Annotated in this window: 21 protein-coding genes and 2 pseudogenes; 10 read left to right on the top strand and 13 right to left on the bottom strand. The window is 64.5% G+C overall.

The features are described 5' to 3' along the window. Nucleotides 1–667: 667 nt before the first annotated feature. Nucleotides 668–1,216 (top strand): TetR/AcrR family transcriptional regulator, encoded by a 549-nt coding sequence (locus BST44_RS03380; RefSeq protein ID WP_083175137.1) that lies wholly within the window; start codon nt 668–670, stop codon nt 1,214–1,216. A gap of 280 nt (nt 1,217–1,496) precedes the next feature. Further along, entirely contained in the window at nt 1,497–1,955 is a 459-nt protein-coding gene (locus tag BST44_RS03375) for a lipoprotein LpqH (RefSeq protein ID WP_225323317.1), read from the top strand. An 81-nt stretch (nt 1,956–2,036) separates the two neighbouring features. Here the strand turns inward: BST44_RS03375 and BST44_RS03370 are convergent, their stop codons facing one another. The 3 genes and pseudogenes from BST44_RS03370 to BST44_RS03365 form a co-directional block, all read right to left on the bottom strand. Next, nucleotides 2,037–2,708: a CAP domain-containing protein gene (locus tag BST44_RS03370; RefSeq protein ID WP_026071529.1), complete on the bottom strand. Its 672-nt coding sequence runs from the start codon at nt 2,706–2,708 to the stop codon at nt 2,037–2,039. 316 nt (nt 2,709–3,024) lie between these two features. Next, a pseudogene (locus BST44_RS30815) lies at nt 3,025–3,197 on the bottom strand (D-aminoacylase); the annotation flags it as partial. Nucleotides 3,198–3,429: 232 nt separating this feature from the next. Continuing rightward, nucleotides 3,430–4,959 carry a CoA-acylating methylmalonate-semialdehyde dehydrogenase gene (locus tag BST44_RS03365; RefSeq protein WP_083175134.1) on the bottom strand — a complete coding sequence of 510 codons (1,530 nt, stop codon included), beginning with the start codon at nt 4,957–4,959 and terminating at the stop codon, nt 3,430–3,432. 253 nt (nt 4,960–5,212) lie between these two features. Between BST44_RS03365 and BST44_RS03360 the strand changes: the two genes are divergently transcribed. Then, entirely contained in the window at nt 5,213–6,619 is a 1,407-nt protein-coding gene (locus BST44_RS03360; protein ID WP_014379500.1) for an adenylate/guanylate cyclase domain-containing protein, read from the top strand. Nucleotides 6,620–6,695: 76 nt separating this feature from the next. After that, the gene (locus tag BST44_RS31295) at nt 6,696–6,821 is read left to right on the top strand and encodes a hypothetical protein (protein WP_263644111.1); all 126 of its coding nucleotides are present in this window, start codon (nt 6,696–6,698) and stop codon (nt 6,819–6,821) included. 99 nt (nt 6,822–6,920) lie between these two features. Here BST44_RS31295 and BST44_RS03355 read toward each other — a convergent pair whose 3' ends face one another. Both BST44_RS03355 and BST44_RS03350 read right to left on the bottom strand, forming a co-directional pair. Further along, nucleotides 6,921–8,069, bottom strand: coding sequence for a cytochrome P450 (locus tag BST44_RS03355; RefSeq protein ID WP_225323316.1), 1,149 nt, complete (start codon nt 8,067–8,069; stop codon nt 6,921–6,923). 102 nt (nt 8,070–8,171) lie between these two features. Continuing rightward, entirely contained in the window at nt 8,172–9,425 is a 1,254-nt protein-coding gene (locus tag BST44_RS03350) for a cytochrome P450 (protein ID WP_083175130.1), read from the bottom strand. 229 nt (nt 9,426–9,654) lie between these two features. Between BST44_RS03350 and BST44_RS03345 the strand changes: the two genes are divergently transcribed. After that, nucleotides 9,655–10,611, top strand: coding sequence for a hypothetical protein (locus BST44_RS03345; protein WP_083175184.1), 957 nt, complete (start codon nt 9,655–9,657; stop codon nt 10,609–10,611). A 34-nt stretch (nt 10,612–10,645) separates the two neighbouring features. Then, nucleotides 10,646–11,713, top strand: coding sequence for an NHL repeat-containing protein (locus BST44_RS03340; protein ID WP_244184719.1), 1,068 nt, complete (start codon nt 10,646–10,648; stop codon nt 11,711–11,713). A 15-nt stretch (nt 11,714–11,728) separates the two neighbouring features. On the opposite strand, the gene BST44_RS03335 is transcribed toward BST44_RS03340, so the two are convergent. From BST44_RS03335 to BST44_RS03325, 3 genes are all read right to left on the bottom strand, one after another. Beyond that, on the bottom strand, nt 11,729–12,889 hold the full coding sequence (locus tag BST44_RS03335) for a thiolase family protein (protein WP_009953694.1): 1,161 nt from the start codon (nt 12,887–12,889) through the stop codon (nt 11,729–11,731). 302 nt (nt 12,890–13,191) lie between these two features. Further along, nucleotides 13,192–14,319, bottom strand: a complete 1,128-nt coding sequence (locus tag BST44_RS03330) for an amidohydrolase family protein (RefSeq protein WP_009953692.1) — start codon at nt 14,317–14,319, stop codon at nt 13,192–13,194. A 133-nt stretch (nt 14,320–14,452) separates the two neighbouring features. Continuing rightward, nucleotides 14,453–14,647 carry a ferredoxin gene (locus tag BST44_RS03325; protein WP_083175127.1) on the bottom strand — a complete coding sequence of 65 codons (195 nt, stop codon included), beginning with the start codon at nt 14,645–14,647 and terminating at the stop codon, nt 14,453–14,455. Between the two features lie 147 nt (nt 14,648–14,794). Between BST44_RS03325 and BST44_RS03320 the strand changes: the two genes are divergently transcribed. Both BST44_RS03320 and BST44_RS03315 read left to right on the top strand, forming a co-directional pair. Next, the gene (locus BST44_RS03320; protein ID WP_036396783.1) at nt 14,795–15,631 is read left to right on the top strand and encodes an SDR family oxidoreductase; all 837 of its coding nucleotides are present in this window, start codon (nt 14,795–14,797) and stop codon (nt 15,629–15,631) included. Beyond that, entirely contained in the window at nt 15,631–16,569 is a 939-nt protein-coding gene (locus tag BST44_RS03315) for an alpha/beta hydrolase (protein ID WP_083175125.1), read from the top strand. The genes BST44_RS03320 and BST44_RS03315 overlap by 1 nt, the downstream gene beginning before the upstream one ends. Here BST44_RS03315 and BST44_RS03310 read toward each other — a convergent pair. Genes BST44_RS03310 through BST44_RS03300 form a run of 3 tightly spaced genes read right to left on the bottom strand, consistent with a single transcriptional unit; the run spans nt 16,566 to nt 20,601 of the window. Further along, complete coding sequence (locus tag BST44_RS03310) at nt 16,566–17,696, bottom strand: acyl-CoA dehydrogenase family protein (protein ID WP_083175123.1); 1,131 nt, start codon at nt 17,694–17,696, stop codon at nt 16,566–16,568. The two genes, BST44_RS03315 and BST44_RS03310, sit on opposite strands and share 4 nt — an antisense overlap. Before the next feature lie 18 nt (nt 17,697–17,714). Then, on the bottom strand, nt 17,715–18,914 hold the full coding sequence (locus tag BST44_RS03305; RefSeq protein ID WP_083175122.1) for an acyl-CoA dehydrogenase family protein: 1,200 nt from the start codon (nt 18,912–18,914) through the stop codon (nt 17,715–17,717). 16 nt (nt 18,915–18,930) lie between these two features. Next, entirely contained in the window at nt 18,931–20,601 is a 1,671-nt protein-coding gene (locus tag BST44_RS03300) for a thiolase C-terminal domain-containing protein (RefSeq protein WP_047323422.1), read from the bottom strand. Between the two features lie 153 nt (nt 20,602–20,754). Between BST44_RS03300 and BST44_RS03295 the strand changes: the two are divergent. Both BST44_RS03295 and BST44_RS03290 read left to right on the top strand, forming a co-directional pair. Beyond that, nucleotides 20,755–21,447, top strand: a pseudogene (locus tag BST44_RS03295) (SDR family NAD(P)-dependent oxidoreductase); the annotation flags it as partial. 15 nt (nt 21,448–21,462) lie between these two features. Next, entirely contained in the window at nt 21,463–22,257 is a 795-nt protein-coding gene (locus BST44_RS03290) for an SDR family NAD(P)-dependent oxidoreductase (protein ID WP_083175120.1), read from the top strand. Nucleotides 22,258–22,298: 41 nt separating this feature from the next. On the opposite strand, the gene BST44_RS03285 is transcribed toward BST44_RS03290, so the two are convergent. Together BST44_RS03285 and BST44_RS03280 are read right to left on the bottom strand one after the other, a co-directional pair. Beyond that, on the bottom strand, nt 22,299–23,465 hold the full coding sequence (locus tag BST44_RS03285) for an acyl-CoA dehydrogenase family protein (protein WP_047323420.1): 1,167 nt from the start codon (nt 23,463–23,465) through the stop codon (nt 22,299–22,301). Nucleotides 23,466–23,469: 4 nt separating this feature from the next. Then, nucleotides 23,470–24,495 carry an acyl-CoA dehydrogenase family protein gene (locus BST44_RS03280; RefSeq protein ID WP_047323419.1) on the bottom strand — a complete coding sequence of 342 codons (1,026 nt, stop codon included), beginning with the start codon at nt 24,493–24,495 and terminating at the stop codon, nt 23,470–23,472. Nucleotides 24,496–24,713 lie beyond the last annotated feature (218 nt).

Here is a 24,713-nt window from a genome sequence, read left to right as displayed (position 1 = left end):
CCGGTGGGGTCCTGAGCTGCGCTTACCGCAAGGTAGGGCTACGAACTTTCTGGCGTCAGCGCGACCCTTAACACTCGGGCGAAAACTTGTTCACGCGGGTATACCAGCATGGGTCAACACCAACCCCCGCATGCGTGGCAATTAATCGCCGATCTTGACTAACCGACCTCTCGCCTGAGCCTTACTCTGTAGCGCGGATGGCAGTGATCCAGCGCACAAAAGGGGCTGACAGAAGTGACGGTTAAAGCTAAATAGTTATCTATATATCGGTTTGTATCGTTAGCTCATTATTCGGAGCATTACTGGAGAATCTCGAGGGAACTCTGCACTGCTGAGCCGCAGTGAGTCAGGTGCGCTGCCGGACAGTTGCTACCCGGTTAACTGGTCGGGGGTAGAGCCCGGCTCATCTGGATGTGGGCTTGCCCCATCGCCGAGATTCCGGGCAGCCGCCAAGGCCGGTTGAGCTTCACTCGCCGGGAACAAACGGTGGCGCCGCCACCTCTCGCAGCGCAGTTAAACCGCCAGCGAGTCCTCGCCGAGACATTCGCATCGCGTCACCGACACAGCTGCGAGGCCGTAGTGTGCTGGTGTGACCGCCCAATCCAGAGGCCGTCGCCCGAGGCCAGCCGGGGCGGACTCGCCGGCAGATGACGAGGCGCGCGAACGGTTGCTGACCGCGGCCGATTCCTGCTACTCGGATAAGGGGCCTGTGCACACCCGGATGGGCGACATCGCCCGGCGCGCTGGCGTGCACCGGTCGACGGTGTACTACTACTTCCCGAGCAAGGACGCTCTGCTGGCGGCCTCCTTCATGCGAGTGCTCACCGTCACCCTGCACGCCGTTGAACAATGTTGGCAGACTGACGAGCCCTTCCTGACTCAGCTCGTCGCCGCATGCATGCGGGGAATCGACATCGCCCGTGGCTCACCGGTGATGCGATCACTAGTCGACGACCATCAAGCCGTCGGCGCTGCCTATCATGCCGCCGAAGGTTCCGAGTTGTGGCGAGCCAAGCTCGCTGACGCGCTGGTGCGGCGCCTCGAGGCTGCTGCCGCTGCCGGCGATATTCGCCGCGATGTCCCGGCTGACACCCTCGCCCGCTGGATCGTGCGCATCAACTTCAGCCTTATCGCGGAGCCCGCCGACCCCGATGACGGTGGTGATGAGGGCGTACTGCGCAACTTGCTCGTCGCCTCGCTAACCCCTCGGCGATAGCCTCTCGCCGAGATCAAGTCGCGGCTGCACCGGCTACACCGTCAGCTCTTCAATCTTGTTGTCCTCGTTAAGAGGACGCGCAATCGACCACGATGACGGCTGATCACCGACCCACAGACGAAAACGGTTGTCAACGAATACATCGCGATAGCCGTGACCACGATGCCAAAGTCGGATATCGTTGTTTTGACCAAGCCGACCGCTCGCCGCACCGGGCAAGCCGACGCCGAAATCCAGCGGTGGCGACCTTGCTCTAATTCGGAGTCGGGATGGCGGCGAGATGAAATGGGGTGCGCTCGTGCAGAAGCGGTTCCGCAACGCATCCGCGATCGTCGTGATAACAGCAAGTGTCGGTGCATGTTCGTCAACGCCCCGCGCAGCCGCACCTCCGGGAACATTGCCCCCAGAAACCGCACAGGTGACGATCAACGATCATGCCCTTCCGGAGATCCACGCTGTGAAGTGCATTCCGATGGGATCACTCACAGCGGTTACTATCGGTGACACAGCGGCAGGCACAAAAGCGTTTATTTCCAACGGAAGTGCGCTGACCGCCAAGTCGGTCAACATCAGCGACCTGGGCGGCTTCACCGGCGGCTACGCCGAAGACCTCCAGGGCGCCGCCGATGTAGCCCTGCACGGATACACCTACACCATCCGGGGGCGTGCCGAGGGCTTTGACACCGATAATCCCAGCCTGAAGGCAACCGACACGTTCATAATCAAGGTCGCGTGTTAACGCGACCTTGCGACCTATGGCCGGATTACATTGATGTGCGGGCTTTTGACGCGCGTTTGCTACCGATAGACGAATCTCGCTCTACTGCGGAGGATTGCCCGGCGGCGGGTACACGCCCCTCAGGATCCACGGGAACCAGTTGAGACCGAACTGGAGTTCATCGCTGGCGTCATAGTCAGGACTGGGATCGAGCGGAATGTTCTGTCCATCGGTGTTCAGTGGTGTTGCTCCCCGTCCCGAGGGATCGGCTTGTGGCTGTCCGTAGACCGCAACCACGACCGTACGATCCGGACTGTTCAGCGACCAAACCCCCATCTGGCTGTTCGCACAGCTGGACATGATCTTGAAATAGTCGGGGTTGTAGTACCACCGGTTGATTAAGTCATTGCCGCTGATCGCGATTGACTGATTGATCGCCACCGTCTCGGCCACCGGGCCATGGAAACCAGCCGCGTTGGCGCGGTCTTGTGGGCTAGACCCGTCCGAACCGATATCACCATCGAGGGCCCGGTTGTTCAACAAATCCTGGGTGTGTCGCTGCGCAGCGGCTTGCAGCTGGGGGCTGATTCTCACGTCGTTATTGCAGCCTGCCTGATGCTGCACGGTGAAGACGTTGGCGACGACACTGTCATTGAGCCGCTTGTTGTTCGGTATGAGCGTGTTGTTGTCATTGTCCGCATGCGCGACGGGACTGCTCAACAGAGCGCCGGCGGTAACAACCAAGGCAGGCAGCCGGTGCGGCCGACGTTGCATGTCCAAGTCCTCCTTGTTAGCCACCCAGCGGTGGTCGACGGTGCTGTGCGGCGGACGCGCTGCGACCGAGTGCCGGCCTGGCTGATCGGATCGCCTCAGCTAGCCGTTGCAGGACCGAAACGAGCCTGACATGCATGTAGGCTACCCACGACGCCGCGACGTCGTCTAGAGGTTTTATTACTTAAATGAATATCTATTTAAGCACTTGTCTGTGCCAGCTGCGATCCCGACTGGCGAGGCGGGCTAAACAATGTTGTCATCGGCACGAGGCGTCCGCTCGATGCCAGGATTACCTTGCGAGCAGCTCAGATGCTGTGGTGTGCAGGTCAATGAACCCGGGCGTGACCAACAGGCTTGCCGCATCGATCTCACGCGTGCCCACACACCGACCGAACCAACCGCCACGATGACACCACCACGCACCGCGACATAACCCCGCTCGGGCACTCCCCTAAAACCGTCAACGATCGAGCCGTTCCGGATCACCAGATCCGTAACTCATTAACCAGCTCTCTCTTATCATTGTCCCGCAACCGATTTCGAATCCGCAATCGTTACGCGGCACCGATTCCATGGCCCGTGGTAGGCCGAGTAGCGCCGCGGCTTCGGCGCTGGTGGTCGCCTGCCGGCCCGCTGCGGCGGCCGCCTCAACGGCCTCCGTCACCAGTTCGAGGCTGAAAGTTGCTCGGTTGATTGAAAGTGGTTGCTTACAAGGGCTCGCCTAATTCATGGTCGGAATGCTGAATTCGGCGCCGTCCTTGATGCCGGACGGCCACCGCGACGTCACGGTTTTGGTCTTGGTGTAGAAGGTGATCGACGAGGGGCCGTGCTGGTTGAGATCGCCGAACCCGGAACGCTTCCAGCCGCCGAAGGTGTGGTAGGCCACCGGCACCGGGATCGGCACGTTGACACCGACCATGCCGACCTGCACGCGGGCGACGAAGTCGCGGGCGGCGTCGCCGTCGCGGGTGAACACCGCCACGCCGTTGCCGTATTCGTGCTCGGACGGCAGCCGCAGCGCCTCCTCGTAGTCGTGCGCGCGCACGATGCACAGCACCGGCCCGAAGATCTCGTCGGTGTAGATCGACATGTCCGGGGTGACGTGGTCGAACAGGGTGGGGCCGATGAAGAAGCCGCCTTCGAGGTTGGCGTCACCGAAAGCCAGGTCGTCGCTGGCGCGCTCGCGGCCGTCGATGACCAGTTCGGCTCCCGCGTCCACGCCCTGGGCGATGTAGTCGCGCACCCGCGCCACGGCGGCCTCGGTCACCAGCGGGCCGTAGTCGGCCTTGGGGTCCAGGCTGTGTCCGACGCGCAGGTTGTTGACCCGCTCGATCAGCCGGGCGCGCAGCCGGTCGGCGGTCTGGTCACCGACCGGGACCGCCACGCTGATCGCCATGCAGCGCTCGCCGGCGCTGCCGTAGCCGGCCCCGATCAGGGCGTCGACGGCCTGATCCAGGTCGGCGTCGGGCATCACGATCATGTGGTTCTTGGCGCCGCCGAAGCACTGCGCACGCTTGCCGGTGGCCGCGGCCCCGGCGTAGATGTACTGGGCGATCTCGGAGCTGCCGACGAACCCGACCGCCTGGATGTCGGGGTGGTTCAGGATGGCATCGACGGCCTCCTTGTCGCCGTGCACCACCTGGAACACCCCGGGCGGCAGGCCCGCCTCCACAAAGAGCTCGGCCAGCCGCACCGGCACCGAGGGGTCCCGCTCGCTGGGCTTAAGCACGAACGCGTTGCCACAGGCCAGCGCCGGGCCGGCCTTCCACAGCGGGATCATCGCCGGGAAGTTGAACGGGGTGATGCCGGCGACCACGCCCAGGGGCTGGCGCAGCGAGTAGACGTCGATGCCCGGGCCGGCGCCCTCGCTGTACTCGCCCTTGAGCAGGTGCGGGATGCCGATGCAGAACTCGATGACCTCGATGCCGCGCTGGATGTCGCCCTTGGCGTCGGCCAGTGTCTTGCCGTGCTCGCGGGACAGCAATTCGGCCAGCTCGTCGTTGTGCTTGTTGACCAGCTCGATGAAGCGCATCATCACCCGCGCGCGCCGCTGCGGATTTGTTGCAGCCCAACCCTTTTGGGCCTCGACGGCCGATGCCACCGCGGCATCGATGTCGGCCCGGCCGGCCATCGGCACCGTCGCCTGAACACCCCCGGTGCTGGGGTCGAAGACGTCAGCGCTGCGACCGGACTGCCCGGTGGTGCGCTGCCCATCGATGAAGTGCGGAATCAGCGTCGTGTGCGCAGTCATTCAGTCTTGTCCTGGCCTCGTCATGGGTTTTAACGTGCGCGAAGTTTGGATACCTACGAAGTAGAACAATTAATGCTATTTATGGTAGTCGTTAGATGCGTTAAACGGAAGTGACGGTCTACCAGTGGAATCATCCTATCCTCCATGGCTGTCAATCCGGACTCCCGGGCGCAAAGCTGCAATTCGTCTTGGGCTCAGTTATGCGGCTGCGCTGACCTCCGCGCACCTCCTGGCCGCCGGCGCAGTCTCTTTGATGATCGTCTCGCTCACCCGTAACCGCGGCGGGGACCCCGGCATCCTCTCCAGCAGAAAGAACCTGATTGCTGTGTGCGGTCTGGTCGCAATCTCGGCAACCGTCGGTGGTGTGGCCGGTGTCTTGAATATGGTTCCGTCCTTCCGTTGGTTCGCCGATGGCGCCGAACCAACGCCCGCTCAACAGCGCGCGGCTATGCGCATAGCCGCCCGCCAGACCGTCGTCCAGTTCGGCATCTGGGCTGTCGGCGGCGCAGTGTTGGTTCTGGTCAACTTTCACGCCGGCGGCGCCGTCGCCTGCGTGATCGGTACCGCCATTCTGTTCGGGGGTGCGGCCACCGCCTCCATGGGCTATCTGATAACTCAACGCATCCTGCGGCCCATCCTGGCGGCGTCAATGAAGACCGCCGAACCCTCTAGCGAAATGCCGGGGGTACTTGCACGAGTGATGATTACGTGGGTCCTCTTTAGTGCATTACCCATCGCTGGAATCGCATTGATCGTCTTGTCGCGCTCCAACGGGTGGCTTGTGCCGAAGTCAGCGCCAATCGAAACACCGGTTCTGGTGCTCGCTGTGGCATCCCTCGCCTTGGGGTTTCGCGCGATGATCTTGGTTGCCCGGTCAATCTCGGACCCAGTTCGTGAAGTCGTCATCGCCATGACCGAGGTGGAGCACGGCCATGGCGGGGCGCTCGTCGAGGTGTATGAGCCCTCCGAAATCGGACGACTCCAGGTCGGATTCAACCGGATGGTGGCAGGCCTTGAGGAAAGGGAACGCCTCCGGGACCTCTTCGGGCGCCACGTGGGCGCAGACGTGGCACGCCAGGCACTTCAACACGATGGCTCCCTATCGGGTGACGTCCGCGATGTCGCCGTACTCTTCGTCGATCTGGTGGGGTCAACGGCGATCGCCGCCGGCCGGCGGCCCGAGGAAGTCGCGAGCATCCTGAACGACTTCTTCCGCATAGTGGTCGCGGCCGTGCACCAGCAGCACGGCCTGATCAATAAGTTCGAAGGCGACGCGGTCCTGGCCGTGTTCGGAGCACCCATCGACATTGATGAACCGGCTTCGGCGGCGCTCGCGACGGCACGCGCGCTCGGCACGGAACTGAGGGCGCTGCCACTGGTGGACTTCGGTATCGGAGTGGCCGCCGGTGCGGTATTCGCAGGCAATATCGGCGCGGAGAACCGCTACGAATACACGGTCATTGGAGACGCCGTCAACGAGGCCGCACGCTTGGCTGATCACGCCAAGCAATGGGACTCCAGAATTCTGGCGTCGGGTAGCGCACTCGCTCTAGCCCAGGTGTTGGAACGGGAGCACTGGGCAACGCGCGGTTCGGCGTGGCTTCGAGGCCGATCGGCAATGACCGAACTGGCCGAGCCGCTGTTCGATGATGTCGTTTAGCATTCGCTGGCCGGTCCGCTCACAGCAGGACCGCGCTATCAGCTCTCGCACATCGGCGTCGGCGGCGAGGAAGACAGTGGCGTCCCACCCGGCCATCACCCGATCGAACAACCACCCGCCGGCGTCGTCGTCCACCTCGATGACGCTGTGGGCAGCGACATCCAGCCGCTACCTGATGTCCAGCCCGCCGGCGCGCGAGTGATCGACTTCGCCTCCCGCGCGCCCACCGAGATCGCCGTTATCTCCCAACTCCATTGACGGAGGCGACATTCCCCTCCGCCTCGCTGTCGGGACTCATAGCTCACCGGGGAGTAGCGCAGACGTGGAGTTCTGCGTGCCGACGGACCAACAGGCTGTCCACCCACCGCGGTGCGCGATCCTCGTCGAGCGTGAAGCATCGGGTCTGCTCGAGGATTGCGCCGAGCACCGCACGGGCTTCGATACGCGCGAGAGCCGCCCCGACGCAGAAATGAATGCCGTGCCCGAAAGCGAGGTGACGTTTGGGGGATTCGCGCGTCAGGTCGATTCGGTCGGGGTGTTTGAACTGAGCGGGGTCGCGGTTCCCGGCCGCGAAGAGAAGCAACACCGTGGAGCCCGAGGCGATCTCGACGCCGCCGAGCGTGGTGTCGCGTGGCACGCTGCGCATCATTTGCCGAAACGGTGACTCGAGCCGCAGCGCCTCCTCGACGAAAACATCGATGTCCTGCGGCTTTTCGCGCAGCCGCTGTTGTAATCCGGGATTTTCAGCGAGCATCCGGACCGCATTGCCCAGCAGGCTGGTCGTGGACTCCCCGCCGGCGCTTAGCATGGTGTGCAGGATGATGGTGGCCTCCCCGATGCGCAAGGTGCCAGCATCCAGCGCCCGCCGAACCGCCAGCAGGATTCCCTCTTCTCCCCCCTCGCCGGTGCCCGCGATCTGATCGGCGATCCAGGCCTCGATAGTCTCGGTGCGCGCGACAAAAGTACTGAGCTCATCCATTGACATCGTGCCGCCCACCATCGTGGTGGAGTCGAAGGCCGCTTCCAATAGTTGCATGGGGTCGATGTCGCGAAAACCGATCAGCCTGGCCACCACGGTGATCGGCACCATGTTGCCGATCTTCGCCATGAAGTCGAAGCTGCCGTCATCTAGGGCTTGCTTGACTGCGGCCGCTGACAACGCGCGAATGTCGTCCTCCAGGGTGCGCATGCGCCGTGCCACTAATTCGGGGAAGACCGCGCGCCGATGCGTGGTGTGCACGGGCGGGTCCGCGGTCGCCAGCGTCGGCATGGCCGCCTCACCGAAATCGAGGCGCGCAGGCAGTCCATCCTGATCGCGGTAAAGCAGACAACGCATGATCGAGGAGAAATCCTCGGGCCGCGCGACCGCCTCCGACAACAGTGCGAAAGTGCTGATTGCGACGACGTCCGTACCAGGCACCATCCAGACCGGCGCCTGCTCCCGCAGCATCGCGTAGAAGGCGTAGGGGTTCTGCAGGACTGCCGGGTCTAGCAGCATCGATGCCGTCAACATCGTTATCTGTCCGCGTTCAACGGGAATTCCCCAGGGCCACTACGACACCCACGCTAGTTCGACCCGTTGCCACCCGTTGAGCAGCGCCGTCGGGTTGCGTTCCAGCGGCGCATCGGTCAATTTGAGGCGGTCGAGGTAGGGCAGCAGCCCGCCGATCGCCGCGCGCACTTCCTGCCCTGCCAGGTGAGCACCCAGACAAAAGTGGATGCCGTGACCGAAGGCCAGGCTTTTACCGGGAGGACGAGTGATCAAAAAACGATCGGGCTCGTCGAAGCGGCGCGGATCGCGATTCGCTGCGGCCATGTGCAGAGCGATGATGGCCCCCTTCGGAATCGTCGTACCAGCGACGACGGTGTCTTCGGTCGCCTCCCGAAATGCGAACTGGATCGGCGTCGTCAGCCGGTTCGCCTCATCGACGGCGTTGGGCAACAACGACGGATCGTCGAGCAACAATTTGAGCTGGTCGGGGTTGGCCAGCAGTTCGACCACGGCATTGCCGATAAGGTTCGTGGTCGTCTCGTTGCCGGCGACCATGATGGTGATCGCCACCATCAATGTTTCGACGTTGCTCAGCGACTCGTTGTCGATCGCCGCGACCATCGCACTGACCAAATCATTCCTCGGCTCAACTCGCCTCGCTTCGATCAACGGCACGAAGTAGGTGCTGAACTCCTTGATCGTCGTCAACATCAACTCGTTGCGTTCGGCGGCACTGCTGAAATTGCCGCCGGCGGCGGCGGCGAAAGCGTCGGACCAGCACTTGGCGCGCCCGTACTCGCTTCGGTCGATACCGAGGATGTGGCAGATCATCTCCACCGGCAGTGGAATAGCCAGCCGCTCGACCAGGTCGAAGCTGGGAAGCTCGTCAATACCGCTTAGGCAGCGGTCGACGATCGTGGCGATCGCGTCAGCCATCTCCTTGATTCGAGGGGGCGTGAAACCCCTGCTCACGATTCTGCGTATCCGGGTGTGTTGAGGCGGGTCCGCGGCGGCGATGGTCTTGGCGGAGGCCATCTCGTTCATGTCGACGGGAATCCCCGCGGTCAGGGCCATGAGTCGCTCGATGACCTCGGGCTTCATCTCGGCATCCGCCGGTGCTGAATCTCCCTCGTAGGGGTTGGGACGGGACGAGAAAACAGCGGGATTGGATTGAACGGCCTTCACATCATCAAATCGCGATATCACCCAGATATTCGTACCGGTCCGGTAGACCGGAAACCGCTCTCGCAGCGCCGCGTAAACCGCTGGCAACTCGTCAGCGGGACCAGGCTTGAACGGGTCGAACTCCAGCACGCTTCCCTCCGTCGACAATGTCCCTCCTGTTCACTGGCGAACGCCTGCGAGCCATGTTGCAACCGGTCGATCAGCACTAAGCTACAAGGCTGTGTTCGCTATAGTAGGATGTCATTTCCCAATGAAGCAAGGATCGGTAGATTAAAAAGCACTCAACGTCATCCATCGCAGCACCGCTTGAGTGCTGACGTATCTCTGAGGAGATGAGAAAGTGTTCCCCGCCCACGTTATGGAGGTGGCAATCGCCTCGCCCGACGACACGGGGCGATCTCGCACCGCCATTGGTCATGCTCTGAATTGGTGGAACTGCGCGAGCGGGCAGCGGACCCAGATTGCGTTAATTCCGTCAAGCGGGATCACCGACCGCTGCGACGCGTTCATCGCCCTCTTCGACCCGATGGGCCGCGATGTCGTTGAGGTGATGGGTGACGTAGAGCGCGCAAAGCGAGCCGGCAAGTTGGTACTCGTTTGGCTCATCGCCGAATCACCTTCGCACGGGCCCAGTTCGGACGACCAGAGTTGGCTTGACAACGTGACGCAGCGACTGACAAGGGAAGGGATCTGTCCGCGCTACATTGGTCATGGGGATGCTGACTTCGAGGGCCGCTTGCAAAGCGCGATTGCAGCCGATCTGACCGACGCCGATCTCGGCGCGCTGACCGTGGAATCCGAACGCATCGCATCGGCACGGCAAGTAAGGATCTACCGGACGCCAGTGGCGTTTCTTGGCCCGCAGATCTGGGCCGTGACAGTGGTGAATCACGGCACCTCTTTAGCCGTCGACCTACAGGTCTCGGTAGGCGCGGTCGACTCCAAAGGACGCGCTCGACCCGGCGGTGCCAAACGCTCGACGCAAGCGATCGCCGACGTCGTCGCCAAGCTGAGCACTGGTCCGTGGCCCGACGAGCATCACCCACTGCTCGAAAGGGGCGGGGCCTTACCAACTCGGCAGCCGGCGTTCCTAGCCAACCGGATGGACCTTGTTGCTGCCCACAACGCAGTGGACTTCCCGCGCTGGCTACGGCCAAACCAACACGCTTCCGCCCTTTATTCGTTGGAACCCAACGCTGCACCCGACGTGCGGATCAAGTTTGAAGACGATGCGGGCCAGGTGTGGTCCAGAGCGAACGACGCTGAACCCGAGAGGGTTTCGTCAATATCACGAAGTTCAGGCGAGCTGCGGTAGCGCTATCGCCGCCGAGTAGAGCGGAAGGCTCGTCGTGTCATCAGATACCCGCAGGCCCATTAGCATCCCCTCCTACGAGGTGGTCGGTGATTGGGCAGAACTGTCCGCCGTCCCGGGTGCCCCGTCCTGTTGGGTGCACAACGCTGTCGTCGCCACCGACGGTGGCGAGATCATCAGTTTCCACGCCGGGCGACTCGTCGCGTTCGACACCGGAGGCCGTCTGCTCCGCGTGGTCGACACAGACCTCACCGAAGGCCATGGCATCACTCTCGTGCGCGAGGGCGATGACGAACTCCTCTGGGTGAGCGATCCAGGGTTCGTGTTCAGCTGCGGCGCCGACGACGGAGACCCCGACTGGACTCCGATGTTCGGCAAGGGAGTCCGCTGCCAGACCCGGGCACCCCGAGTGGTGAAGATGACCGTGGACGGTCAGATCCGGTCCGAGTTGCCTGTGCCCCAACAGAATCCGGCCATCCCCGCCGGCCCGATGGGACCGTATTGTCCGTGTGGTTGCGCTGTGGACGAGGAGCGGTTCGGTGGAACGGGCGACATCTGGGTGGCGGACGGATACGGGTCAGGTGTCGTGCACCGCTTCGACAAGCAGGGAAACCATCGGTCGACGCTGACCGGTGAGGAAGTCGGCCAACGACTCGCATGTCCACACGCAATTTTGATCGATCGCCGCAAAACGGTCCCTGAGCTCTACGTTGCCGACCGAGTCAACACCCGCGTGCTGGTCTACGATATCGGCGGTCGCTATCTGCGGTCCTTCGGTGAACAGTTCCTCAACAGCCCCAGCGATTTTGCGCAGTGGGGCGACCTGCTGGTCGTCGCCGAGCTCTATGGGCGAGTGGCCGTACTCGATCCCGAGGACAATCTGCTGGGATACATCGGCGACGACCCCACTGCCGCCCCGGGGTGGCCGACCCGGCCGGGCTGGCCCAACACGCTCGCCGGCGATGGGCGTACGGAGATACCGCACCTGCCCAGCCACGATCGCTTCAACTCCCCGCACGCTGTCGCAACGGACCCCGACGGAAATCTCTATGTGTCTGAATGGCTTTTGGGCGGCCGTTACACCAAGCTCACCGTCCAGCGCTGAGCGTTCGGGCTCGAGTTAGATCCGTTCGACGACCATCGCTGAGCCCATCCCTCCCCCGGCGCACATCGCCACCACCCCGATGCGCGAATCGCGGCGTGCGAGTTCATGAACGATCGACACCACCATCCGAGCGCCAGTCGCCGCGATGGGGTGGCCAAGACTGATACCGCTGCCGTTCACATTCACGATTGACTCGTCCAATCCGAGGTCACGCGTGCACGCCACGGCCATCGTGGCGAACGCCTCGTTGATCTCGAAGAGGTCCACGTCGTCCACTGTGAGACCGCTGCGCCTGAGCGCCAACGGGATTGCGGTCACCGGGGCCATTCCGGTGTGTTCGACCTCCACGCCCACAGATGCCCAACCCCGGATCCGTGCCAGCGGTGTGAGGCCGCGACTGGACGCGAAGTCAGAGCCTCCGATAACCAGCGCGGCGGCGGCATCGTTGATGCCCGCAGAATTTCCGGCAGTAACGACCGCGTCGGGTAGTTCCGGGTGCAGGACCTTCAGCCCGGCGAGCGCGTCGGGCGTGGTGTCTCGCGGGTGCTCGTCGGTGTCGAACACAGCTTCGCCGTGGTTGATGGGGACGGTGACAATCTCGTCGTCGAAATATCCCTTGGCAATCGCGTTGAGCGCCCGCTGCTGTGAGCGTGCGGACCAGGCGTCGGCTTGCTCGCGGGTAACATGGTGGAGCCGGGCGGTGTTTTCACCGATGGTGACCGACATATCGAAAGCGGGAATGCCGGGGGCGTCGGGATGGCTCTGCGGCGACCATGGGGTTGGTTCTTGGGCACCTGGTGCCACCTTGGTCAGCCGCGGCATGGTGCTCGCGCTTTCCGTTCCACCGGCGACGATCACGTCTGCCATGCCGGCCATGATGGTGGCCGCCGCCAACTGCACGGCAGTGGCGCCCGAGGCGCAGTGCCGATTGATAGCCACCCCGGGCACGTTGGTCATGCAGAGGCGCACTGCGATGTTGCGCCCGATCACCCCTCCGCCCTGCAGGGACTCCGCGAGCAACAGGTCGTCGAGGTCAGCCACGGAGATCTGTGACCGTTCGACGGCCGCGGTAACGGCGACCTCGGCGAGTTCGTAGGCGTCGACTGACGTCAGGGATCCCTTGCGGGCCCTGCCGATTGGTGTTCTAGCGGCCGAGAGTATGAGCGCGTCAGGCATTGTTGTCGCTTCCGTCGAAGGTTGGGTGCGGCGGTTGATCGGTCATAAAGTCGCTGCCCGCTTCGCGCCGAGTAGGTCGGCGATGAGATCGCGCCGCAGGACCTTTCCGGTCGAGGTTTGCGGCAGCGCGTCGCGAATGACCACCGGCGTCTTCGAGCCACGCAGCCGGCATCGCAGTCGCTTTCCCCGTGTGAGGTCAATCATTCGGTCACCTTTCATCATGCGCAGATGAGCACGCCCGCGGTATCCGAGCTGGCACGGGTAAACGGCGCGGTTGCTGGGTCGTCACGAGCCGGCCGGGTTTAGACCCAGAAGTTGTATAGGGCCCGGGCGTTGAGTTCGACGATCTTGCGCGCTTCCTCGTCGGGTACGTCGACCAGGTGTTCGGCGAGCAGCTTGCGGGTGTGTGGCCAGTTGGAATCCGAATGCGGGTAGTCGCTTTCGAACATAATGTTGTCCACACCGATGCGGTGACGCTGCTCGATCCCGGACCGGTCGGAGATGAAGCACCCGTAGATGTGCTCGCGGAACAACTCCGAGGGCAACTTGTCAGCGTTGATGTTGCACCAATACTTGTGCCGGCCGAACGAGTAGTCGATGCGCTCCAACAGATAGGGCATCCATCCGATACCGCCCTCGGACAGCGCGACCTTGAGTTTGGGGAACTTGTAGAACACCTCCGACATCAGCAGGTCGACGGTGGCCATCATCGAATTCAATCCGAACAATGCGATGCCGATGAACAGGTCGCCGTCGGGGGCGAGCCCCTGCGGCATCCCACCGGAGCCGAAGTGCATGGACAGCGGCAGTTCCGCTTCCTCGCAGATGCGCAGCAGCGGATCCCAGTGGTCGGTGTGAAACGACGGCAGTCCGATCTTGTGCGGCGCCTCGATGAACGAGATGGATTTAGCGCCCTTAGCCGCGGTGCGCTCGACTTCGGCGACCGAGGCCTCGACATCCCAGAACGGAACCATCATCAGTGGGATCTGACGTTCCGGGGCGTAGCCGCACCATTCGTCGAGGATGAAGTCGTTGTAGGCGCTGATGCACAGTTTGGCGAAGTCCTTGTCCTTGGCCTTGTGAAATGTGCTGCCGGCGAATCCGCCGAAGTTGGGGAAACACAGCTGCGCCCACACACCCTCGGTGTCCATGTCCTTGATGCGGTCGGCGATTTCATGACATCCGGGCAACATGTCGTCGTAGCTGCGCGGGTCCATGCCGAAGTCGCGTGGGTGCTTGCCCGCAACGGCGTTGAGGGCAAAGTTGCCGGACTGGCTGCCCTCGTAGAGCCAGGTGTCGTTGCCGTCGGGCAGCTTGACGATGCGCGGAGCCACGTCGGCGTACTTGGCGGGGACGCGGTCCAGCCACACTCGGGGGTGCTCGATGACGTGGTCGTCGACGGAAATGATCTTGGCGTCGTCGGGCAGCATTAAGGACTCCTCATGGCACAGACGGATAAACAAGCTCGCAGTCAGCTGTAAGGCAGACCTCCCTCAGAGTAGAACGATAAGTTCATATTCTGCAATGTTCGTGTGCGATGTAGCGTTGCAACAAGCGCTGAGGTCAGCCCGCAGGTAGTCGCAATGCCTGCTTAGGGCAGGCAATCACCGCGTCAGTGACGGCGGACTCCACCTCGGGTGCCGGTTCCGGAAACAGGATCTCGACGACGTCGTCATCGATAAGTTCGAATACTTCGGGCGCCGCTAGCACGCATAATCCATTGGCGTCACAGAGATCGGGCTCGAAAGTCACCTTCATAAGTCGAGTAGACCATCACATTCTTTCTAGGACAACTAGGGTTTCCTCCATCGCATATTTTAAGTTGCTTTTATGGCACACTACGGCTTGTCGGCGGATTCGTCGGCCAGCGGGGCCGATGGTGATCCACCGATGGAGAGGAGCCGGATGACTGTGAACAACGTCCTGGTGATCACCGGGGGTGCGGGCGGCATGGGGCTGGCCTGCGCCCGCGCGCTGGCCGATCGTGGCCGCCTGCTGCTCGTGGACATGCGCGAGGATCTACTCGACCAGGCGCGCAAGGCGCTGACTGGGCACGGGGCCGACGTCGAGACGCTGCGCTGCGACGTGACCTCCCCCGCCGATGTCGCCGCGGTCGCCGATCGGGTACGCGAGCTCGGGCGTCTGCGCTGCCTCGTGCACACCGCGGGTGTCTCACCGGAAATGGCCGGTGCGGCGACGGTGCTCGACGTGGACCTGGCCGGATCGGTCCGAATCACCGACGCCTTGCTCCCGTTGGTCAACCCGGGGAGCTCCGCGATCCTGATCGGATCGATCGCCGGATACAGTGACGTCCCCGCGGGCGTCGAGCCGTTGCTGGACGATCCGCTGGCCGAAGGGTTCTTCGCCACGATCGAACAGGCCATGGGCCAAGAGCTCGACAGTGCCACGGCCTACGTCCTGGCCAAACGCGGCGTGGTCCGGCTAGCAGAACGGCTGGCCACGCCGTGGGGCAAAAGGGGCGGCCGCACCGTCGCGATCTCACCCGGCCTGATCGACACACCGATGGGCAGGCTGGAACTGGATCGTCAGCAGATCATCCCGGTCATGATCGACGTGACCCCGGTCAAGCGCCCAGACCGACCGCTGCCCGGGCGTCCCGAGGACATCGCCGCCGCGGTGGCCTTCTTGGAGTCCGACGCCGCGGGGTTCATCTCCGGCTGCGACATCCGCGTCGACGGTGGTCTCGTAGGCGCGGGCAAGCACCTGATGGGTGTCGGTTAATGGCGACGATCAAAGCCACCTGGATCGACCCGGAGATAAACGAAAGTCTGGATGGATTCCCCGATTTCGACTTCTCCATCGACACGCTTCCGGCCATGCGCGCCGGATCGATGTTCGAGCCGCAGTCCGCGCCCGACATCGAGCGCCTCGAGCTGACCACCGAACGCGATGGCGTCGCTCTGTCGCTGCTACGACCCGTCGAAGCCGCGGCCGAGCCGCCCGTCCTGTTCTGGATGCACGGGGGCGGGATGGTGATCGGCAACCGGCACATGGACGATGCCCGCCTGATCGAGTGGTGCCGCTGGTTGGGTTGCGTCTGCGTCAGCGTCGAATACCGGCTGGCACCCGAATCGCCTTACCCCGCCCCGCTGGACGACTGCGAGGCCGGGCTGCGCTTCCTCTTCGAACACGCCCATGAGCTAGAGGTCGACCCGCAGCAGGTCGGTATCGCCGGACGCAGTGCCGGCGGGGCACTGGCGGCGGGCCTGTCGCTACGGTGGCGCGATAATGTAAACGCCCCCTTGGCATTTCAATACCTGGAATATCCGATGCTCGATGACCGCGGCCGCACCGCGTCGAGCCAGCTCCAAGGATTGCCGGTGTGGACCCGGGAATCCAACGCGTTCGGCTGGCGCAGCTATCTCGGCGACCGGTATCGCACCGAAGACGTGCCAGAAGATGCGGCGCCTGCGCGGGCGACCGAATTAAAAGGTCTGCCAGCGACTTTCATCGCCGTCGGCACGGCTGACTGCTTGCGCGATGAGTCGATCGATTTCGCCGCGCGACTGTCCCGGGCGGCGGTGCCCACCGAACTGCATGTCTACTCAGGCGCTGTGCATGGCTTCGACATGTTCGCCGACACCGCCGTGGCGCGAACCGCGGCACGCGACAGCGCGGACTGGTTGGCCCGCCAGTTCGGCCGGCGAACAGTTGCCTAGGCGGTAGCCGTTTCCAGCACCGCCGCGAGCCGCTCGTGGTGCAGATAAGGATCACCGAACAGGACCTGGTTCGCCTTGGCCCGACGATGGTAGAGATGCAGGTCGTGTTCCCAGGTGAAGCCGATGCCACCGTGCACCTGAAGGGCCTCACTGGTCAGAGCGGCGATCGCCGAAGAGGTGTACGCCTTTGCGACGCTGGCGGCTTCCTCGGCATCATCCGCCTCGGCGGCCACGGCCATCGCGGCGTAATAGGTCGCGGCCTTCGAAGCTTGCAGCCACATCCGCATCGTCGCGCACTTGTGTTTGACCGCCTGGAAGCTACCGATGGGGCGACCGAACTGGACCCGCAGCTTTGCGTACCGGACAGTCATCTCCAGCACGGCCTCACCGACACCGATATTGTCAGCGCTGACAAGTACTGCACCACAGCGATTTTGGTGTGCAGCCGCCGTTTCCGCAGCGTCGCCTGCGTGCAGCAGCGCCGATGGCGGCACCGCAACATCGTCGAACACGACCTCGTCGAGGCGCCGGGTGATGTCGAGGGTGTGCTGGCGCCGCACACCGATTCCTGCGGACCGTCGGTCGACAAGGAATTGCGCCACGCGGCCTCCCAGCTGGGCGGTGACCAGAATCCAGCCCGCGGCGTCGGCGTCTTGCACCGCGACCTTGATGCCGCTCAGCCGGAAGCCCCCGGCATGTTCGGCAGCCACCGCGCACACTCCGTCGGCGTCCCACGGCTGGCGCGACTCCGCGAAGGCCCACGCTGCGACGCCCCGGGCACTTGCCAGTAGCGGCAATATCTCCGAACACAGGTCGTCGCGTCCGGATTGTGAGATCGCCACTGCCGCAAGGGTATTACCGATGAGCGGGCCCGGCTGCACCGTCCTGCCGTGTTCCTCGGCGATCAGCGCGACGTCCACCAGATCGCGCCCCAAACCGTCATATTGCTCGGCGATGAGTAAGCCGGCCCACCCCAGTTCCGCGCCCAACTGCCAAACGCGCTCGTCGTAGCCGCGCTCATCGGAATCGGCGAGTTCGCGCACACGACTGATCGGCGATTCGCGCGCCAGGAACTTGCGGCTGCTTTCCACGAGCATCCGTTGTTCATCACTCACGGTGAAATCCACGACTTACCTCCGAAGACGTCAAGAACCGCGCGGTTCCCTGGGCAGTCCAAGCGAACGCTCGGCGATCATGTTGCGCAACACCTCATTGGCGCCACCGGCGATCGTCAGAGCCCGCGAATAAAGGAATGCGTCCTGCCACCAACCGCCCGCGATCGCCTCGGGGTCGTCTTCGGTGAGCAGCGCATCGGTGCCCTGCAGCCCGAGCCCGAACTCGGTGAGCGCGAGATTGGTCTCGCTGTAGAGCACCTTGGCCAAAGGAGCATCGCCGGGATCGGAATCGCCACTCAACGCGCGCGACAAGTTGTACTGGCCCAGCCGAACGCTGACCCGCGCGGCCGCGTACAGCCGGCCGATGTCTTGGCGGACCGTATCGTTGTCCAGCGCTGGGCCGGATCCGCGCCGCAGCGACCGCGCCATCACCACGGCGTCACGTACCGCACGCAACTGGATGATGCCCGCGGTGCCCACACTGGAGCGCTCCTCAACGAGACTCGTGGTCGCGACCTTCCAGCCTTGGTCGACTTCGCCGAGCACATTGTTCGCAGGTATCCGCACACCATCGAAGAAGACTTCGTTGAAGTCGCTGGTGCCGGTGATCTCGCGCAGCGGCCGCACGTCGACGCCCGGGCTGGTCATGTCCAGGACGAACGCGGTTATGCCGGCATGCTTGGGTACATCGGGATTTGTTCGGGCCAACAGGTAGCCGAGTTGGGCGTGCTGGCCGTTGGTGGTCCAGACCTTTTGACCGTCCACGATGAAGTCATCGCCGTCGCGACGCGCGCGCGTGGTCAGGCTCGCCAGGTCGCTGCCCGCGCTGGGTTCGCTGAATAGTTGGCACCAGATGTCTTCGCCGGTCCGGATCCGGGGCAGGTAGCGCCTCTGCTGGTCGGGGCGCCCGCAGTGGATGAGGGCCGCGGCGGCCAGCAGGCCGGCACCGATCGGCGTGGGTACCCGAGCCCGCGCCATCTCCTCGCCGACGACTGTCGCGCGCAGCGCGTCCTTGGTGCCGGCACCGCCCCATTCGACGGGCCAGTCAGCGCCCACGTACCCGGCCTCAAACAGCTGGGCGGTCCATGTCCGCAGGGCGGGAATGTCCTCGGCGTCGGGTGCGCGCACCCCGGCTCTACCCAGCGTGCGCACCGGCGGCCGGTGCTGCTCGAGGAAACCTCTGACCTCGGCGCGGAAGCTCTCGATCTCTGGATCCTGTTGCAGCTTCATCCGTCCGTCCTGCGCATCAGTGCTCCCGTCTCAGCAGCAGCGCTCCACCGGGCGTACCGCCGCCGGTAGTGACGACCGCAACCTGTGCGTTGGCGACCTGTCGCCCGGCGGCCTCGCCACGCAGTTGCGCGATGGCCTCGGCCAAGAAGCCGAAGCCGTGGGTCCGTCCGGCAGACAATTGACCCCCGTGGGTATTCAGCGGCAACTTCCCGTCCAGCGCGATCGTGGTTCCGCCGTCGAGAAAATCCGCGGCCTCGCCGACACCACAGAACCCGAGCGCCTCCAGCCACGAGACGGCGTTGAAGGTGAACCCGTCGTAGAGCTCGGCGACGTCGATATCGTCGGGCCGCAGGCTGGTTCTGGTCCACAGGTGTTTCGCGGGACCAAACACCTGCGGTTCGTGCGTGAGAGTGTCCTGGTCCCAAGAGATCCGGTCGAGCACCTGGGTTCCGACCGCTTCAACCAGCACCGGTGGTTTCGGCCGATCCGCCGCGGTGTCAATCGACGACACGACGACCGCGATCGCCCCGTCGCACGGCACGTCGCAGTCGTAGAGGCCGAACGGCGAGCTGATCATCCGTGCTGACAGATAGTCGTCCAGGGTGAGGGGATCGCGGTAGATCGCTGCCGGATTGCGCGACGCGTTCGCCCGCGCCGTCAGGGCGATGGGGGCCAGCGTCGAGGCGCGGTCGCCGCCGTAGCGCCAGAAGTAGTGCGACGCGTTGACCCCGATCCAGTTGGCTGCCGACATCGCGCCGAACGGTGCGCGCCACTCGAATATGCCCGATGCCCGCCCTTCCCTTGCCGCGGGCTGGGCGCGCCTGGCCAGGGCAGTATGGGTTGATTCCCAGACCGTTCGAAAGCACAACACGTGCCGACACAGCCCAGAGGCGACGGCGAGCATGGCCGACACGACGCTGCCGCTGGGTCCGGGAACTTCGGCCCCACCAGCGATCCAGGTGGGCCGGATGCGCAGAGCCTCCTCGACCGCCGTGACCCCGCCCTCCGACATCCCTCCGGCAAGCCCGCCCGGATAGGTGGCCAGACCGTCGATGTCTTCGAGCGTTAAGCCGGCGTCGGCCACGGCGTGCAGGCACGCCGTAACGGTCAATGACACCGGATCGACCATGAGGCGACGCCCGATCGTCGAGCTCCCGACCCCCGTGAGCGCCACCTTGTCTTCGAACTTGCGGGTGGACAACATGGGCCGCACATCGCGAGTCAGATCCCGGGGGCCTGGAACCGGCCCGACCTCGGCGGCCTCGGAATCCGGTTCGAACAGCGGAATCCAGATATCGTCGTGCTGCTCGAACACCACCTTGACCTGCAGCCCGACAGCGACGCGCTCGGGTTCGCAGCCAACGATGTTGGTGGTCAGTCGGGCCGAAAGGTCTTCGGCGATGGCGACGACCGCGACGACGTAGGGCGGCGGGAAGCGTCGCAGCCACTGCTGATGATTCACGGTGAAACCGGCGACGGTCGCACGTCCCGATACCGCGGTCATCGCCACCTCGCAGCTGCGGCAGTGCGGGCAGATCGGCTGGGGCGGGTGCTGGTAGCGGCCGCACGCCTGGCATTGAGCGATCCGCAGGCGCCCGTCGGCTCCACTCGTCCAGAACGGCTCGGAGCTGATGGTCGGTTGCGGCAGCGGCCGCGCCACCGGCTCGGCGGGGCCGGGCTCTGTCATCACACCTCCGGTCACAACCGACGAACAACCAACACGCACCGTAACAGATTACGAATATATGCCTAGCCGAATTAATAGAGCATGGATCTACTTATGTGTACTGTGATGTCCTCGTAGGAGGACAGCACGTCGTGACAGCGGATTGAGGTTGGCGTGAAGGTCAAGGACAGCGGCGCGGTGGTCGTCGGGGGCGCCTCGGGCATGGGCCGGGCGACCGCCGAACGGCTGGCCGAGCGGGGTGCTCGAGTCGCCGTGCTGGACCTGCCGTCGTCGGACGGAGCCGCGGTGGCCAGCGAACTTGGCGCTGGCGCGTCGTTTCACCCGTGCGACGTCACCGACACCGACGGCGTGGAGACTGCGCTAGGGGCGGTCATCGAAGGCCTGGGGGCCCTGCACATCGCGATCAACACCGCAGGTGGCGGGGTGTCGGCGCGCACGCTGTCCAAGAGCGGACCGCACCCCCTGGACGCCTTCCGTTCGGTGATCGAGCTGAACCTGATCGCCACCTTCAACCTGAACCGGTTACAGGCCTGGCACATGAGTCGCAACGAGCCCGACGACGAGGAACGCGGCGTCATCGTCAACACTTCCTCGATTGCGGCGTTCGAAGGGCAGATCGGCCAGGTCGCCTACAGCGCCGCGAAGGCCGCGATCGCGGGCATGACTTTGACCATGGCGCGTGATCTCGGCAGCCTCGGCATCCGGGTCACCGCCGTCGCGCCGAGCCTGTTCGCCACCGGGATCACGTCGCGAATTCCGGAGAAAATGGCTGGTGAGCTGACCCGCGACGCGGCCTTCCCCCGTCGGATGGGCCGGCCCGACGAATACGCCGCCCTGGCGCTGTCGTAGTAGGCGACGATCGTGGATCTTGGATTCGGCGATGCCACCGCGGTGATCGCGGGGGGCACCCGCGGCATCGGGCTGGCGACGGCGGTATGCCTGGCCGAACAGGGCGCGCGGATCGGCGTCATCGGCAGGGACGACGCCCGGCTGAAGGAAACCGCCGCGACATTGGCGGACGCCGGCAGTCCGGAGGTGCTGCCGTTGACCGCGGATCTCAGTTCGACGTCTGATGTCGAGGCCATCTTCGACATGGTTGGCGTGCGCTGGGGTGCGCTCAACGTGCTGGTCAATGCGGCCGTTCCGACCGGCGCCGGTCGCTTCGAGGACCTGGGCGACGCGGCGTGGACGGCGGCGTTCGACCAGGGCGTCTTGTCCACGGTCCGGTGTGTGCGTGCGGCCTTACCGCTGCTGCGAGCCGCAGAGTGGGCCCGGGTGGTCAACGTGACGGCGATGTCGGTGCAGCACCAGTCGGCGGGGTTGGTGAGCTACACCGCGGCCAAGAGCGCGCTCCTCAGCGTGACGAAGAACCTCGCCCGCAGTCTGGCCAGCGATGCCATCTTGGTCAACGCCGTCGCCCCGGGTCCGATCCTCACCGATTGGGCGCGACCGGTGCTCGCCTCCGCCGGCATCGCGACGAATGATCCCGTGGGCGCCTTCGGACTGCTGGGGCGCGGCCACGGCATGTCGGTGGATTTGGGTCGGCTCGGGCTGCCTCACGAGGTCGCCGCCGTCATCGCGTTCTGTGCCTCACCAGACAACACGTTTATGACGGGCGCCCACCTCAATGTCGACGGTGGCAGCGACTTCCTTTGAGCGCGTTGCCTTCTCGGCGTATCGTCCGCGGGGGAGGCCCGTCAGCGCCGTGGACGGCTACGCGGAAACCCGAGGCGGTTCTCCACGATGAGGCTGCGCAGCACCTCGCTGGACCCGCCGTAGATCGTCGACGCGACGGCGCTGCGATAGTGCGCGTCCAGGGCGCCGTCCACAGCGCATTCCGGGTCGGTCCAGTCGATCATGCCCGCGGCCCCCGCTATGTCGACCGCCGCGGCCGATGCGCGCACGTAGCTTTCCGGCCCGAACAACGCCGATACCGGACCTGGCTTTTCGCCCTCGGCGTCGAGGAAGGCCACCCGCAGGTCCAGCAGGTCGGCCACCTGAGCTTCCATCGCCATGCGGGCCAGGCGCTCGCGGACCAGGACATCGTTGATCAGTTGAGCGCCGTCGGGACCGCGGTGCGTGCGGGCGAATTCCAGTGCATCATCGGCGACCCACGCCGTGCGCGAACCGGGGGCGACATTCTGCTCGGCCTCGAGCGCGGCCCGCATCACCGCGAAGCCTTCGTGCGCCTCACCTACTCGGTTCGCATCGGCGACTCGCACATCGTTGTAGAACACGATATTGGTGCGCTCGTGACCCATCGTGTGCACCGCCTGGATCTCGATACCGGGTGTGTCCAGCGGTACCAGCAGCATCGTCAGGCCACGCGGTCCCACCGATCCGCGTTGCGAGCGGGTAAGTAGAAAGCAGTAGTCGGCAAGATGGGCGAACGTCGTGAATATCTTCTGCCCGTTGACGATCCACTCATCCCCATCGAGCTGCGATCGGGTCGCGCAGGCGAACACATCCGAGCCCCCTGCGGGCTCGGTGTACCCCAGACAAATCAGAACCTCACCGGCGGCGACACCAGGCAGGACCCTGGCTTTGAGCTCCTCCGAACCGGTGGCGCGGATGGCGTTGGCCGGCAGCATCGTCGTACCAGGGCCCGCGGTCGGCACGCCACCCTTGCGCAATGCGTTCCACAGCGCGGCCACCTCGAACGGATCCAGCCCGGCACCACCTTCGGCGATCGGCCACCCCGCGGCAATCCAGCCGCGCTCCCCCAGCTTGCGGGTCAGCGCGCGATCAACGCCGTCGCCGGTGCGGCGCTCGCGCTCGATCACCTCGCGGGTGACATGCTCGGCGACGAATGCCTCTGCCTCGCGGCGGATTCGGGTCCAGTTCTCAGGTTCGCTGAAGTCCATCGAGTCACCAACCTCCGGTCGTCACGGGGCCGAACCGCCGGTCGGCGACAGTGAGGAGCTCGCGCAGCGGATCGGCGAACGCGGCCGCCCACGCTTTGGCCCTGCGGTAATACAGCTGAATGTCGTACTCCTCCATAAACCCGTATCCGCCGTGCACGTGCAGGCTGTGCGTCGTCGCGTGATAAGCCGTCTCGGCCGCGAACACGAACGCCATCGCCGCCAGCGCGCCGACGTCCTCCTTCGCGGAATCCATTGCCCAACAGGCCTTACGGACCAGCAACTGGGCACCATCCAGGCCGGCAACCGCGTCGGCGAACGGATGCGCGACCGCCTGGTACATTCCGATCGGCTGGCCGAATGCCTCGCGCACGATCGCATACCGGGAGCCGATCCCGACGGCCTCGGAGGCCAACCCGACCAGCGCGGATGCGCGTAGCACGCGTACTTCGTCGATCGCGGTGTCGAAGATCGCGCGCGCCTCGCTGCCCTGGGCGAGGATCGTGGTTGCACCCGGGTCGCCCCAGCGGGACAGCGATAGTCCGCCGAGGTTGCGGTGTCCAGTTTTGGAGAAGCCTTCCGGGCGACTTATGTAGACCAGGGAGTCTCCGTCGAGCGCCAGCACGGCGTCCGCGATTGCGCCGTCGACCAAACACTGCTGCGTCACCTGGCCGGGCTGCGTGGCCAGTGACACGATGACAGATCCGCTGAGGACCGGCCCCAGCAATTCCTTCTCACGCAGCCGACCCAACGCCCGGGCCGCGGCGGCGGTCTCGGCGACCGGGATCGGGGCGAGGCGTCGACCGGCTTCCTCGGCAACCAGGGCCAATTCGAGGAGTCCGCCGCCCCCGCCCCCACAGTCCGAGGGGACCCCGATACCCAATGCGCCGATCTCGGCGTAGTGCCGCCAGAGCAGTCCGTCGAAGCCAGTGGCCTCCGCCCGCCGCACCCTCTCTGGGGTGGCCTGTTTTACGAACAAGGCCGCGAACGCGTCGCGGACCGCGCGCTGCTCCCGCGTGAGCGACAGATCCACCGATACCTCCTCCCGATCGCAAAGTCCTCGACAACGGCAACACGCGAGCGCCGCCACAGAAGGCACGTTACCCGCAAAACAGATGGGTGCACGACGAAAAAGTAAACGTATATCCTCTTTTTACGCACTCGATGATAGAGTCAATCGCACATCTGATTGTCGCAATGTTGAGTAGTGGCCGTTCTACACCGCAGGTACGGCTAGGCACGAGGAGGATT

It is taken from the genome of Mycobacterium scrofulaceum, from assembly GCF_002086735.1.
Lineage (GTDB): Bacteria > Actinomycetota > Actinomycetes > Mycobacteriales > Mycobacteriaceae > Mycobacterium > Mycobacterium scrofulaceum.
The sequence above is the reverse complement of the archived record's forward strand: the minus strand, read 5'-3'. Positions and strand labels throughout refer to the sequence as shown.

Bases quoted from the DNA above. Each gene is read 5' to 3' on its own strand.
- BST44_RS03375 (WP_225323317.1), top strand. From the start codon at position 1,497: ATGAAATGGGGTGCGCTCGTGCAGAAGCGGTTCCGCAACGCATCCGCG.
- BST44_RS03370 (WP_026071529.1), bottom strand. From the start codon at position 2,708: ATGCAACGTCGGCCGCACCGGCTGCCTGCCTTGGTTGTTACCGCCGGC.
- BST44_RS03365 (WP_083175134.1), bottom strand. From the start codon at position 4,959: ATGACTGCGCACACGACGCTGATTCCGCACTTCATCGATGGGCAGCGC.
- BST44_RS03360 (WP_014379500.1), top strand. From the start codon at position 5,213: ATGATCGTCTCGCTCACCCGTAACCGCGGCGGGGACCCCGGCATCCTC.
- BST44_RS03355 (WP_225323316.1), bottom strand. From the start codon at position 8,069: ATGCTGCGGGAGCAGGCGCCGGTCTGGATGGTGCCTGGTACGGACGTC.
- BST44_RS03345 (WP_083175184.1), top strand. From the start codon at position 9,655: ATGGAGGTGGCAATCGCCTCGCCCGACGACACGGGGCGATCTCGCACC.
- BST44_RS03335 (WP_009953694.1), bottom strand. From the start codon at position 12,889: ATGCCTGACGCGCTCATACTCTCGGCCGCTAGAACACCAATCGGCAGG.
- BST44_RS03330 (WP_009953692.1), bottom strand. From the start codon at position 14,319: ATGCTGCCCGACGACGCCAAGATCATTTCCGTCGACGACCACGTCATC.
- BST44_RS03325 (WP_083175127.1), bottom strand. From the start codon at position 14,647: ATGAAGGTGACTTTCGAGCCCGATCTCTGTGACGCCAATGGATTATGC.
- BST44_RS03320 (WP_036396783.1), top strand. From the start codon at position 14,795: ATGACTGTGAACAACGTCCTGGTGATCACCGGGGGTGCGGGCGGCATG.
- BST44_RS03315 (WP_083175125.1), top strand. From the start codon at position 15,631: ATGGCGACGATCAAAGCCACCTGGATCGACCCGGAGATAAACGAAAGT.
- BST44_RS03305 (WP_083175122.1), bottom strand. From the start codon at position 18,914: ATGAAGCTGCAACAGGATCCAGAGATCGAGAGCTTCCGCGCCGAGGTC.
- BST44_RS03300 (WP_047323422.1), bottom strand. From the start codon at position 20,601: ATGACAGAGCCCGGCCCCGCCGAGCCGGTGGCGCGGCCGCTGCCGCAA.
- BST44_RS03285 (WP_047323420.1), bottom strand. From the start codon at position 23,465: ATGGACTTCAGCGAACCTGAGAACTGGACCCGAATCCGCCGCGAGGCA.